Origin of the sequence: Streptomyces cyaneofuscatus (assembly GCF_000718135.1) — a bacterium.
Lineage (GTDB): Bacteria > Actinomycetota > Actinomycetes > Streptomycetales > Streptomycetaceae > Streptomyces > Streptomyces cyaneofuscatus.
In genome coordinates, this window is sequence record NZ_JOEM01000001.1 from 415925 (window position 1) to 428140 (window position 12216).

The 12216-nt window shown below is 72.7% G+C and carries 13 protein-coding genes; 6 read left to right on the forward strand and 7 right to left on the reverse strand.

Annotation, left to right across the window (positions count from 1 at the left end):
- Positions 1-27: 27 nt before the first annotated feature.
- Positions 28-1173, reverse strand: a complete 1146-nt coding sequence (locus IF17_RS0101985; RefSeq protein WP_030561484.1) for a cystathionine gamma-synthase — start codon at positions 1171-1173, stop codon at positions 28-30.
- A 66-nt stretch (positions 1174-1239) separates the two neighbouring features.
- On the opposite strand from IF17_RS0101985, the gene IF17_RS0101990 reads away from it, so the two are divergent.
- The gene (locus IF17_RS0101990; protein WP_030561486.1) at positions 1240-2343 is read left to right on the forward strand and encodes a hypothetical protein; all 1104 of its coding nucleotides are present in this window, start codon (positions 1240-1242) and stop codon (positions 2341-2343) included.
- Positions 2344-2411: 68 nt separating this feature from the next.
- Positions 2412-3227, forward strand: coding sequence for an alpha/beta fold hydrolase (locus tag IF17_RS0101995; RefSeq protein WP_030561488.1), 816 nt, complete (start codon positions 2412-2414; stop codon positions 3225-3227).
- Positions 3228-3302: 75 nt separating this feature from the next.
- Here IF17_RS0101995 and IF17_RS0102000 read toward each other — a convergent pair whose 3' ends face one another.
- Positions 3303-4511 carry an MFS transporter gene (locus tag IF17_RS0102000; protein ID WP_030561490.1) on the reverse strand — a complete coding sequence of 403 codons (1209 nt, stop codon included), beginning with the start codon at positions 4509-4511 and terminating at the stop codon, positions 3303-3305.
- A 130-nt stretch (positions 4512-4641) separates the two neighbouring features.
- Here IF17_RS0102000 and IF17_RS0102005 point away from each other — a divergent pair, with 130 nt between their 5' ends.
- Both IF17_RS0102005 and msrA read left to right on the forward strand, forming a co-directional pair.
- Positions 4642-5538, forward strand: a complete 897-nt coding sequence (locus IF17_RS0102005; RefSeq protein WP_030561492.1) for a LysR family transcriptional regulator — start codon at positions 4642-4644, stop codon at positions 5536-5538.
- Between the two features lie 89 nt (positions 5539-5627).
- Positions 5628-6293, forward strand: a complete 666-nt coding sequence (gene msrA, locus IF17_RS0102010; protein ID WP_030561494.1) for a peptide-methionine (S)-S-oxide reductase MsrA — start codon at positions 5628-5630, stop codon at positions 6291-6293.
- A gap of 94 nt (positions 6294-6387) precedes the next feature.
- Here the strand turns inward: msrA and IF17_RS0102015 are convergent, their stop codons facing one another.
- Positions 6388-7104: a TetR/AcrR family transcriptional regulator gene (locus tag IF17_RS0102015; protein WP_030561496.1), complete on the reverse strand. Its 717-nt coding sequence runs from the start codon at positions 7102-7104 to the stop codon at positions 6388-6390.
- A 104-nt stretch (positions 7105-7208) separates the two neighbouring features.
- On the opposite strand from IF17_RS0102015, the gene IF17_RS0102020 reads away from it, so the two are divergent.
- Together IF17_RS0102020 and IF17_RS0102025 are read left to right on the forward strand one after the other, a co-directional pair.
- Positions 7209-8120, forward strand: coding sequence for an alpha/beta fold hydrolase (locus tag IF17_RS0102020; RefSeq protein ID WP_030561498.1), 912 nt, complete (start codon positions 7209-7211; stop codon positions 8118-8120).
- A gap of 98 nt (positions 8121-8218) precedes the next feature.
- On the forward strand, positions 8219-8653 hold the full coding sequence (locus tag IF17_RS0102025) for a VOC family protein (protein WP_030561500.1): 435 nt from the start codon (positions 8219-8221) through the stop codon (positions 8651-8653).
- Between the two features lie 57 nt (positions 8654-8710).
- Here IF17_RS0102025 and IF17_RS0102030 read toward each other — a convergent pair whose 3' ends face one another.
- From IF17_RS0102030 to IF17_RS0102045, 4 genes are all read right to left on the reverse strand, one after another.
- Positions 8711-9472, reverse strand: coding sequence for an isocitrate lyase/PEP mutase family protein (locus tag IF17_RS0102030; protein WP_030561502.1), 762 nt, complete (start codon positions 9470-9472; stop codon positions 8711-8713).
- Between the two features lie 56 nt (positions 9473-9528).
- Complete coding sequence (locus tag IF17_RS0102035) at positions 9529-9912, reverse strand: helix-turn-helix domain-containing protein (protein WP_030561504.1); 384 nt, start codon at positions 9910-9912, stop codon at positions 9529-9531.
- Positions 9913-10074: 162 nt separating this feature from the next.
- Positions 10075-11466, reverse strand: a complete 1392-nt coding sequence (gene gdhA, locus IF17_RS0102040; protein ID WP_030561506.1) for an NADP-specific glutamate dehydrogenase — start codon at positions 11464-11466, stop codon at positions 10075-10077.
- Positions 11467-11630: 164 nt separating this feature from the next.
- The gene (locus IF17_RS0102045; RefSeq protein WP_030561508.1) at positions 11631-11984 is read right to left on the reverse strand and encodes a hypothetical protein; all 354 of its coding nucleotides are present in this window, start codon (positions 11982-11984) and stop codon (positions 11631-11633) included.
- Positions 11985-12216 lie beyond the last annotated feature (232 nt).

The window sequence follows — 12216 nt, forward strand, 5'->3', positions numbered from 1 at the left end:
GCGGGCCCCCGGGGTTCTGTTCCCCGGTCAGCCCAGGGCCTGGGTGAGGTCGGCGAGCAGGTCGTCGCCGTTCTCGATGCCGACGGAGAGGCGGACCAGGTCGGCCGGGACCTCCAGCAGGGAGCCCGCGACGGAGGCGTGCGTCATCCGGCCGGGGTGCTCGATCAGCGACTCGACACCGCCGAGGGACTCACCCAGCGTGAAGAGCTTGGCCCGGTTGCAGACCTCGACCGCCGCCTCCTCGCCGCCCGCGACGCGGAAGGAGACCATGCCGCCGAAGGACTTCATCTGCTTGGCGGCGACCTCGTGGCCGGGGTGCTCGGGGAGCCCCGGGTAGAGGACCTGGGAGACCTTGGGGTGCCGGGTCAGCAGGTCGGCGACCTTGGTGGCGTTCTCGGTGTGGCGGTCCATGCGGACGGCGAGGGTCTTGATGCCGCGCAGCACGAGCCAGGCGTCGAAGGGGCCGGAGACCGCGCCCATGGCGTTCTGGTGGAACGCCAGCTCCTCGGCCAGCTCCGGGTCGCTGACGACGAGCGCGCCGCCGACGACGTCGGAGTGGCCGCCCATGTACTTGGTGGTGGAGTGCACGATGACGTCCGCGCCGAGCGCGAGCGGCTGCTGGAGGTAGGGCGAGGCGAAGGTGTTGTCGACGACGAGGCGCGCCCCGGCCTGGTGCGCGACCTGGGCGACGGCGGCGATGTCGGTGATGTTGAGCAGCGGGTTGGAAGGGGTCTCCACCCAGACCGCCTTGGTGCGCGGGGTGATCGCCGCCCGCACCGCCGCCACGTCCGAGGTGTCGGCGACCGAGAACTCCACGCCCCAGCGCGCGGCGACCTTCGCGAACAGCCGGAAGGTGCCGCCGTAGGCGTCGTTCGGGATGACCACGTGGTCACCGGGGGTCAGCAGCGTACGCAGGAGGCAGTCCTCGGCGGCGAGGCCGGAGGCGAAGGCGAGACCGCGTCGGCCGCCTTCGAGGGCCGCGAGGTTCTCCTCCAGGGCGGTACGGGTCGGGTTGGCGCTGCGGCTGTACTCGTAACCGCCGCGCAGTCCGCCCACGCCGTCCTGCTTGTACGTGGACACCTGGTAGATGGGCGGAACCACCGCGCCGGTGAGGGGGTCGGCGGTGTTCCCCGCGTGGATCGCGAGGGTCTCGAAGCTGTGCTGGTCGCTCATGGTCCCGAGCGTAGTTCGTCGCGAGGGGCCTTACCGGCCACTCGCCGCTCCGGGGACAATGGGTCCATGGAGATTCTGTTGTTCCTGCTCGCGATGTGCATGCTCGCCGCGATCATCGGCCCGTGGGTGATGCGGCGGCGGGGCGGTATCCGCCAGGTCGCCCCGGGCTCGCCGGACGCGGCCGACCCCGACACGTACGGCTTCGCCCGCCAGGAGGAGCTGGACGTCCGGATGCCGGGCCCGGACCAGGACCTCCTGGACGTCCTCGACGTCGTCCAGGCCACCCAGGACTGGCGGGCCGCATCCCAGCTGCTTTCCGGTACGCCGAAGGAGGGCGAGGTCCGCTGGCAGCGGGTGCAGGCCTTCGCGGGCGCGGCCTCGCTGGAGCTGGCCCGGCAGCCGGGCAAGGGCGGCTCATGGCTGCGCGCCTGGCGGGCGGAGGCCCCGAAGGACGCGGGCGGGGCGGCGGTGCACGCGGAGTTCCTGGTGCAGCAGGCCTGGCGCTCCTCGTCGGCGGGGACCGACGACTTCCGGATCATCCTGGAGGAGGCCCGTACGGTCTGCGGCGAGGCGGCGCTGCTCGCTCCCGGCGACCCGGTGCCGTACATCGTGGAGCTGGCGGTGGCCCGCGGCCTGAACTACACCCCCGAGCAGTTCGACCAGCTCTGGGCGAAGATCATCGACCGGGCCCCGGCGCACATGGGCGCGCACATCGCGGCGCTGCACTTCCACTGCGAGAAGTGGCACGGCTCCCGCAAGGACGCCGACGCCTTCGCCACGGCCGCCGCCGCCCGCGCCCCGCAGGGCTCGCTGCTGGCCGCGCTGCCGCTGTTCGCGGTGTACGAGCACCTGCCGGAGGTCAACCTGGTGCAGGGCTTCTACCGCAGCCAGGTGGTGACCAGGGCGGTCGAGGGCGCGATGTTCGCGGTCCACGCGGCCCGCCCGGACGACCCGATGCTCGCCCACGTACGCCACCTGCTGGTGCTGTTCCTGGTCCACATGGAGCGCTGGTCGGAGGCGATGCACCAGCTGGTCCTCATCGACGGCCACGTGGGCGCGCTGCCGTGGACGGCGGACCCGGACCCGGCCGCGCAGTACACGGTCTACCGGGCGCTGGCGGTCGCCGGCTACGAGGCGAACGGCGGCTCCCCGGCGACGCTGCCGCGGTGAGGGGTGCTTCCGCAGGAGTTCTCGCCGGCGCTTCACTCCCGTTCCCTGGGGCTTCCTAGGATCTCGGCATGGACTTTCACGCAGACGCGATTCCCGCTCCACTGAAACTCGGCCAAGGACCAGGTCTCCTCCTCGCACATGGTGCGGGGAGCGACATCCAGGACAGTTACGGGCCGGTGATCGAGCGGCTCGCCGCGGTCAGCACCGTGGTCGGCCCCGATCTCCCCGGGTCCGGGAACTGCCCCTTACCGCAGGGCCCGCTCACACTCGACGGAACAGCGGATCACCTGGTGGCGAGCGCGGTGCGCGCAGGCGTCGAATCCTTCGCGATATCCGGATTCTCCCTGGGGACGGCCGTGGCCGTGCGAGCCGCCACCCGCCATCCCGAACGGGTCACCGGACTCATCCTGTCAGCGGGGTTCGCCCGTCCTGATTCCCGGCTCCGCCTCGTCATCGACACCTGGCGCGCGCTCCTCCGGGACACCGGGAATTCCAGGACCCTCGCGTCCTATCTCTCCCTCGTCGTGGGCGGCCCGCAGTGGCTCGACGAGCGCACCCCGGAAGAGATCGAGGACCAGCTGGCCCAGTTCGCCACCGGGATGCCGGCCGGGGCCGACGCACAGCTGGCGCTGTTCGACCACATCGACGTGCGGGAAAATCTCCGCTCGATCACCGTTCCCACCCTCGTGGTCTCCCCCTCGGCGGACCTGATCGCCACCCCCCGTCACTCACGGGAGCTCGCCGACGGCATCCCGCACGCCGAGCTGGTCACGCTGGACTGCGGCCACGCCATCGCCGCGGAGCGCCCGGAGGCGTGGGCCGACGCGATGACGAAGTTCCTCACCGCCCTGCCCGTCGCCGGGGGCCCGGCCGGCGGGCTGTAACGCGGACCGGGGACCGTGCCCGCCACCGGGCCCTTCATGTACGGGGGCCCGGTGGCTCCCCGTACGCCCGGCCGGTCAGGCCTCGACGGCCGCCGCAGGCGACCGGCCGACGGCCGTGGTCACCCACGCGCCCACCGCGAGTGCTCCGCCCACCCACATCACCGCCGTGGTGCCGATGCCGTCCGCCGCGAGCCCGCCGACCAGCGCGCCCAGGGCGATGGCTCCGTTGAACACCCCGACGAACAGCGAGGAGGCCGCCTCGCGGGCGTCCGGGGAGGCGAGCAGGATCCAGGTCTGGGTGCTGACCGAGACACCTCCGTAGCTCAGGCCCCAGACCGCCATCAGCACGGCGGCGAGGGCCACCGACCCGCCCAGCCACGGCAGGACGGTCACGGTGGCCGCCAGGACCGCGGTGATCACCAGCAGCGTCCTGCGCGGCGAGCGGGCCGCCCCGGCCCCGGCCAGGAAGTTCCCGGCCACACCGGCGGCCCCGTACACCAGGAGCAGCGTGCCGACCGTTCCCGCGCCCACGCCGGAGACGTCCTCCAGCACCGGCCTGATGTAGGTGTACGCGGCGAAGTGACCGGTCACCACGAAGCCGACGACGACGAGCCCCGTACGCACCCGGACATCGCCGGACAGCCCCATCACCCCGCCGAGCGGAATCGCGCGCTCCGCCGGCAGCCGGGGCAGCAGGACCGCCGCCGCGACCAGCACCACCAGTCCGAGCCCGGCGGCCGCGAGGAACGCGGACCGCCAGTCGGCCGCCGCTCCCAGGTACGTCCCGGCCGGAACGCCCAGTACGGACGCCACGGCGATGCCGCTGAAGACCAGCGAGGTGGCGGGGCCGGCCGACTTCGCCGGCACCAGCCGCACGGCGAGGCCGGCCGCGACGGCCCAGACGCCGCCCATGCCGATGCCGACCAGGACGCGGGCCGCGACCATGAACCCGAAGTCCGGAGCCCAGGCCGCGCCCAGGTTGCCGATCACCAGCACGGCGACCAGCACACAGAGCGCCGTCCGGCGGTCGGCCCTGCCCAGCATCGGGACGAGCACCGGGGCCGAGACGGCCGCGACCAGCCCGGTGATCGTCAGCGTGAGGCCGGCCACCCCCTCGGAGACCCCGAGCGACGCTCCCATCGGGGTCAGCAGCCCGACGGGCAGCATTTCGGACGTGACCACCGTGAACGTGCCCAGCGCCAGGGCCGCCACGCCCGCCCAGCCGCCGCGCGGTGACCTCTGGCAGGCGGACGGTGTGGCGGTGGATTCCTCGACCTGTGTCATGCCTCCAGCCAACGGGCCACAGGGCGGGGGAACAACGGCCGACCTCTCATCCTTCTATGAGCGGAGCTCATCGATGGACCGGCCACCCGCGAACACCGGTGCTGCCGCAACCTTTTTTTGAGGGGGACACATGAGCAGTCTGGACGCCCGCGAGCTGGAGGCCTTCCTCGCGCTGGCCGACGTACTCCACTTCGGGCGGGCGGGGGAACGCCTGTACGTCTCGCAGAGCCGCGTCAGCCAACTGCTGCGGTCCCTGGAGAGCAAGGTCGGCGCCCGGCTCGTCGACCGCACCAGCCGCCGGGTCCGGCTCACGCCGCTCGGCGAGCAGCTCCTCGCCGGGCTGCGCCCGGCCTTCGACGCCATCGTGGAGACGCTCGACGAGGTACGGGAGGTGGCGCGGGGTGTCGGGGGGCTGCTCCGGATCGGCTTCCAGGGCACGGCCGACGACCAGATCCTGAACGCCGTCGCGCTCTTCCAGAGCCGGTATCCGGACTGCGCCACGGAGATCGTGGAGATCCCCTTCTCCGACCCCTTCGGCCCGGTGCGGCGGCGGGAGGTCGACACGGCGGTGGTGCTGATGCCGGTCCAGGAGAGCGAGCTGGTGGTGGGCCAGGTCTTCTCCCGCCAGCCGCAGTCGCTCGCCGTGTCCGCCCGGCACCCCTTCGCGAGGCGCGATGCCCTGGACGCCGAGGACCTGGCGGCCTGCTCGCTCATCGGCGTCCACGGCGCGGCCCCGGAGTACTGGCGCCGCGCCCAGGCTCCCGCCGCCACCCCCGGGGGCGCCCCCATCTCCACCGGCCCCTCGGTGAGCACCCTCCAGGAGGGCCTGGCACTGGTCCAGGCGGACCGTGGCGCGATGCTGCTCTGCCACCCCACCGCCGACTACTACGGCCGCCGCGCGGTCACCTTCGTCCCCGTCACCGGCCTCCCGGACTCCTCGCTCGCCCTCGTATGGCACCGCCACCACGAGACCGCCCGGACCCGCGCCTTCTCCCAGGCCCTCGCGGCCGTCGCCGACGCGGGGTGAGCGGCCCGCCGACGCCGGCACCGCGGAATCCGGGCGGCCGTTGTCTTGTTGTACGTACCGAACCCCGACCGACCCGGAGGAGCCCCCGCATGTTCCTGAACCGCCGCACCCCCGAGCTCCCCACCCCGGAGCAGGCCCTGCGCGGCCGCCCCGCCCCCGAATTCACCGTCCCCTCCCGCCACACGGTCCTGGGCAACCCGCTGGTGGGCCCGTACCCGGAGGGTCTGGAGGTGGCGGACTTCGCGCTCGGCTGCTTCTGGGGCGCGGAGCGCAAGTTCTGGCAGACCGAGGGCGTCTGGACGACGCTGGTCGGCTACCAGGGCGGCTACACGGAGAACCCGACGTACGAGGAGGCCTGCTCGGGCCTGACCGGCCACACGGAGGCCGTCCGCGTCGTCTTCGACCCGGCTGTGGTGTCGTACGAGGAGCTGCTGAAGCTGTTCTGGGAGTCCCACAACCCGACCCAGGGCTTCCGCCAGGGCAACGACGTGGGCACCCAGTACCGCTCGGCGGTCTACACCCACTCCCCCGCCCAGGCAGCGGCGGCGGACGCCTCCCGCGAGGCGTACCAGAAGGTCCTGACGGCCTCGGGCCACAAGGAGATCACCACGGAGATCCTCCCGGCCGAGGGCCGCCCGTTCTGGCCTGCGGAGGCGTACCACCAGCAGTACCTGGACAAGAACCCGGGCGGCTACTGCGGGATCGGCGGTACGGGGGTGTCCTGCCCGATCGGGGTGGCTCCGGTCGAGGGCTGAGCGGCCCTTTCCCGTCGGGGCGACGGCCGACCGTACCCGTCGGGGCGGCGGCCGACTGTGCCCCTCGGGGTGGCGGCCGGCTGACGCGCGGACCTCAGCCGAGCATCGAGGGCAGCAGCCGGCGCAGCAAGCGCTCGAACAGGGCGTCCCGCTCGGCCGGGCCCGCCACAGGTGGCGGCCCCGCCGCCGTGAGGGCGGCCAGCAGGTGCGGATGGCGGCCCTCGGCTGCGACGGCGGCCAGGTGGGCCGCCTGGGCGGGCGGGTCGCCGGCGCCGGAGTCCTCGCCTGCGGCTGCCATGGCCTCGCGGCGGGCGAACAGCGTGGCCAGGCCGCCCAGGAGGCCGATCGCCTCCAGCTTCTGCCGGCTCGTACCGGGTGCGGGGGCCAGCACCGCCAGGGCGTGGTCCAGGTAGTCGATCGCGTGCGGGCCGAGCACCTCGCCCCGGCGGTCGTTCAGCTCCGGGAGCCAGGGGTGGCGGGTGTGGGCGGCCTTGGACTGGAGGGCCAGGCCGACGAGGTCGCCGAGCCAGTCGCCGCTGGGAGCGGCGGAGAGGTCCAGCTCGCCCGCGACCGCGTCGGCCATGAGGTCCAGCAGCTCCTCGCGGCTCCCCACATACCGGTAGAGCGAGGCGGGCCCGGTGCCGAGCCGCTGCGCGACCGCGCGCATCGACACGGCCGCCAGCCCTTCGGCGTCCGCCAGGGCGAGAGCGGCGGCGGTGATCTCGTACCGGCTCCGCTCGGGCGCGGGTCCACGCGCGCCCCGCTCGGGGCGTGACCACACGGTTGTCGGCCGGGTCTCACGGTCGGCCACGCCCCACCACCTTCCCTCGCACCTCAGCTCGTCAGCTCTTCGGACGGCTGTAGTCTAATACTGCGAACATCGATCGCAGTATTAGGCCGCCAAAGGAGCCCGCCATGACCTGGACCGAACGCAGCTTCGCCCGCAACGGTGCGGTCGAGCTCGCCCACGACCGGCTTCAGGAGGGCACGGACGGCGAGCCGCTGCTCCTGGTGATGGGGCTGGCCGTCTCCCGGCACTGGTGGCCCGGGGAGCTGTGCGCGGCCTTCGCCGACGCCGGGTTCGCCGTCGCCCGCTACGACCAGCGCGACGCGGGCGAGTCCACCCGGCTGCCGAAGCCCGCCGCCCGGGGCAACCCCTTCGCCGCCCTGGCCGCCGGCCGTGGTGCCGCCTACACCGCAGAGGACATGGCCGACGACGCCGTCGCCGTCCTGGACGCGCTCGGCTGGGAGTCGGCGCACCTCTTCGGGCACTCGCTCGGCGGGGTCGTCGCCCAGCGGGTCGCGCTGCGCCATCCGGACCGGGTGCGCACGCTCACGTCGTCCGCCGCGCTGCCGAGCGACGTCGGCGGGCTCGGCACGTTGCGCCATCTGCGCCTGCTCACCCTCGCGAAGTTCGCCCGCGTCAAGCCCGCCGGGGACCGGGAGGGCCGGATCGCGGCGGGGCTCGCGGTGGCGCGGCTCTGCGCGTCGCCGGGCTACCCGTTCGACGAGGCGGAGGCTCTGGACCGGATCACCGCCGACGTGGACACCGGCATCGCCGACCCGGACGCGCAGTCCCGTCAGATCGGCGCCCGCTGGAGCGGCCCGCCCTTGTCCGAACTGCGCGTCCCCACCCTGGTGTTGCACGGTACGGACGACCCGCTGCTCAAGCCCTCCGCGGGACGGGCCACCGCCGCGGCGATCCGCGACGCCGGGCTCGTACTCCAGCCCGGCGTCGGCCACGACATCCCGCGCGAGCGCCACGCGGCGGTCGCGGCGGAGGTGCGGGCGCTCGCGGACCGGGCGAGGGTGGGCGGACGCCCGTAGAGGTGCGGGTAGTCACGGGCCGGGCAAGCGTGGCCGCCGCGACCGTCGGGCGGGAAAAGCGGATGCCGAGGGGTGGCACGCGCCACTACGGTGCCCGGATGGCAACATTCAGAAAGGTCCAGGTCACCTTCGACTGCGCGCAGCCCCAGCGCCTCGCCCGCTTCTGGTGCGAGGTGCTGGGTTACGAAGTCCCTGCGGCGCCCGAAGGGTTCGCGACCTGGGAGGACTACAACCGCTCGCTGCCTCCGGAGGATCAGGACAGGTCGTTCGCCTGCGCCGATCCGTCGGGGGTCGGCCCGCGCCTGTACTTCCAGCGCGTTCCGGAGGGCAAGGTCGTCAAGAACCGGGTCCATCTCTGTGTACGGACCGGCACCGGGCTCGTAGGTGCGGAGCGGCTCGCCACGCTGGAGGCCGAGCGCGACCGGCTGGTGGCGCTCGGTGCGGTGTGCGAGCGAGTGATGGTCGCCGACGAGGAGAACGAGTCCTGCATCGTGATGCAGGACATCGAGGGCAACGAGTTCTGCCTCGACTGATGCGCGTGCCGTCGGCGCAGGGCCTTTCCGGGCCCTGCGCCGACGGCTGGTGTCGCCCTACTCCGCCCAGGGGCCGAGCATGCCCTTCATCGCGTCCGTCAACGCCATCTGGAGCAGCGGGCCGTAGGTGATCCGGCCGACACCGAGGCGGCGGAAGCGCTCAAGGTCGTGCTTGACCGGGTGGGCCGTGGAGTTGACGGGTACGGAGACGGCGGCCGTCACCGCCGCGAGCAGCTCGTCGTTGTCCTGGATCTTCACCGGGTAGACGCTGTCCGCCCCGGCCTGCTCCAGGGCTCGCAGCCGCTCGATCGCCTCGTCGAGGACGGAGGCGGCATCCTCCGCGTGCAGGAAGAGATCCGTCCGTCCGTTGATCCATACCGGGACGCCCGCGTCGTCGGCCGCCGCGCGCAGGCCCGCGATGTAGTTCGCGTGCTCCTGGGTGGTGCGCACCCGTCCGCCCTCGGAGTGGACGGTGTCCTCGATGTTGAGACCGACGCCGCCGACCTTGATGAGCCCGGCGATGAGGTCCGCGGGCTTCTGCCCGTACCCGGCCTCCAGGTCCACGGAGACGGGGACGTCGACCGACGCGATGATCGGCCTGACGGCGGCCAGCACCTCCTCGAAGGTCTGCCCCTCCTGGTCCTCGGCCCCCCGGGAGTCGGCGAGCGGGTGACTGCCGACGGTCAGCGCGGGGAACCCGGCGGCGGCCGCCGTCCGGGCCGACCAGGCGTCCCAGACGGTCGGCAGCACGAGCGGCTGGTGGTCGGCGTGCAGTTGCTTGAGGCGCTGAGCGCGCTCAACTGTGGTGCGAGAGTCCATGTCCAGGACCGTACCCCCGGACCGCGAAGTGAAGCGGTCACCGGCCGCGATCGGGGTCAGGCGGCCAGCCGTACGGTGCCCATCGGGCCCGCCGGGCGGCTGGGCTGACCGGTGGCCCGGGGCCGTGCCCCGGAGAGCCGGAGCAACTCGCCCTGAGCCAGCGCGAGGACATCGGCCAGGCTCAGCCCGAGCGCCCGCGCGGCAGCCGCCAGCACCTCTGACGAGGCCTCCTTGCGACCGCGCTCCACCTCGGAGAGGTAGGCCATGGAGATCCGCGCGGCGTCGGACACGTCTTTCAACGTACGGCCCTGGGCCAGCCGTTCAGACCGCAGTACGTCCCCGACGAGGTCGCGCCAGAGCGGCTCCCGGGCCGGGGCGGGCCCGGGCGGGAACGGGTGCAGCGGGACGATGCGGGCTTGGTTCGTCGCTCGGAGGGTCACCGCTCCAGCCTAGGAGCAGGGTGCCCGGCAGGCACGGCCCGGGCGTTGCGCTCCGGGCGGATCTGCTGAGGGCGAAGGTACGTGACAGACGGGGGCGTCACCGGTCCGGCGGGAAACCCCCGACCGGACCGGTGACGCCCACGACCGTACGACCGTCAGTCGTCAGATCAGCCCCTGCGCCAGCATCGCGTCCGCCACCAGCTCGAAGCCCGCGATGTTCGCGCCCACCACGTAGTTGCCCGGGCTGCCGTACCGCTCGGCGGTCGTGTAGCAGGAGTCGTGGATGTGGCGCATGATCTCGCCGAGGCGCTCCTCGGTGTGCGAGAAGGTCCAGGAGTCCCGGGAGGCGTTCTGCTGCATCTCCAGGGCGCTCGTCGCGACCCCGCCCGCGTTGGCGGCCTTGCCGGGCGCGAAGGCGACGCCCGCACTCTGGAAGACCTGGACCGCTTCCGGAGTGGTGGGCATGTTGGCACCTTCGGCGACCGCCTTGACCCCGTTGCGTACGAGTTCGAGCGCGTCGGCTTCGTGGAGCTCGTTCTGGGTGGCGCAGGGCAGGGCGACGTCCACGGGGACCGACCACACCCCCGTACCGGCCACGAACCGGGCGTGCGCGCCGCGCCGCTCGGCGTACTCGGAGACCCGGCCGCGGCCCGCCTCCTTGATCTCCTTGAGGAGGGCGAGGTCGATGCCCTTCTCGTCGACGACGTAGCCGCCGGAGTCCGAGCAGGTGATGACGGTCGCGCCGAGCTGCTGGGACTTCTCGATGGCGTAGACGGCCACGTTGCCGGAGCCGGAGACCGCGATGGTCTGGCCCTCCAGCGACTCGCCCCGGCTGCGCAGCATCTCGGCGGTGAACAGGACCGTGCCGTAGCCGGTGGCCTCCGTACGGGCCTGGGCGCCGCCCCAGCCGAGGCCCTTGCCGGTGAGGACGCCGGACTCGTACCGGTTGGTGATCCGCTTGTACTGGCCGAAGAGGTAGCCGATCTCGCGGCCGCCGACGCCGATGTCGCCGGCGGGGACGTCGGTGTACTCGCCCAGGTGGCGGTGGAGCTCGGTCATGAAGGACTGGCAGAACCGCATGATCTCGGCGTCGGAGCGGCCCTTGGGGTCGAAGTCCGCGCCGCCCTTGCCGCCGCCGATGGGCATGCCGGTGAGGGCGTTCTTGAAGATCTGCTCGAAGCCGAGGAACTTCACGATGCCGAGGTTGACGGAGGGGTGGAAGCGCAGGCCGCCCTTGTAGGGGCCGAGCGAGCTGGAGAACTCGACCCGGAAGCCCCGGTTGACGTGGATGTCGCCGGAGTCGTCCGCCCACGGCACCCGGAAGATCAGCTGGCGCTCCGGCTCGCATATGCGCTCGATGATGCGGGCGTCCACGAACTCGGGGCGCTGCGTCAGCACGGGACCGAGCGTCTCCAGGACCTCGCGGACCGCCTGGTGGAACTCCTTCTCGCCCTGGTTGCGCCGCAGGATCTCGGCGTAGAGCGGCTCGATGACCCGGTTCGCCGCATCGTGCGCGTGAACGGAGTCGCGGGCGGAGTCGGGGGTGAGCGGCATCTGATCAAGCCCTTCCGTGGGTCGGCTCGTGCGCGCCGGCGCCCCCGTCCCGGAGGGCACCGACGCCCTGATTGTCCCGCGTCGCCCGATGATCTTCGACACCCATCCACATGCTGGCCGCCCGGGCCCCTGGAGGTCCCCTGGAGCCCCTCCTGGAGCCCTCCCTAGAGCCCCTCCTCGGAGAACGGGGTGTCGCTCCACCGGAACCAGGCCCGGTCGCCCTGGATGTGCAGCAGGAACTCGGCGACGGCCTTCCCCTCCGGACCGGTCAGGACGAGCGTGGAGTTCACCTCGCAGCAGACCCCCTCCCACGCCTCCGCGCTCTCGTCGCTCTCGTCCTCGTCCAGCCGCTCCATGAGGGCCAGCTCACGGTCGAAGAGCTCGCGGGTCCCGGCATCGAAGGCCGGACCGGGGATGAACCGGCCGTGCAGCCAGGGGAAATCGAGGTCGTCGACGACGATCTCCCCGACGAGTTCCGTGCCGCGCCGCAGCCTCCATATGGTGCCGTCGCATCCCATCGCCGCCCCCGTGCGTACTCGTGCGTCTGTTCCCGTCACGGTAAGGGATTGGTGAAGGCCGGCCGGGGCAAGGGGGTTACCCGTCAGGAACCACGACACCTCGCCTGACGATCAGTCATGATGCTCCCCATGACGAAGCCGCGGGGGCGTCGGAGAGCGCAATCTCCTTATCAGCCAAGGTTGTTGTACGGATCCGGCCGGACCGCCGCCGCTCCTGCGCGGCCGCAGCCAC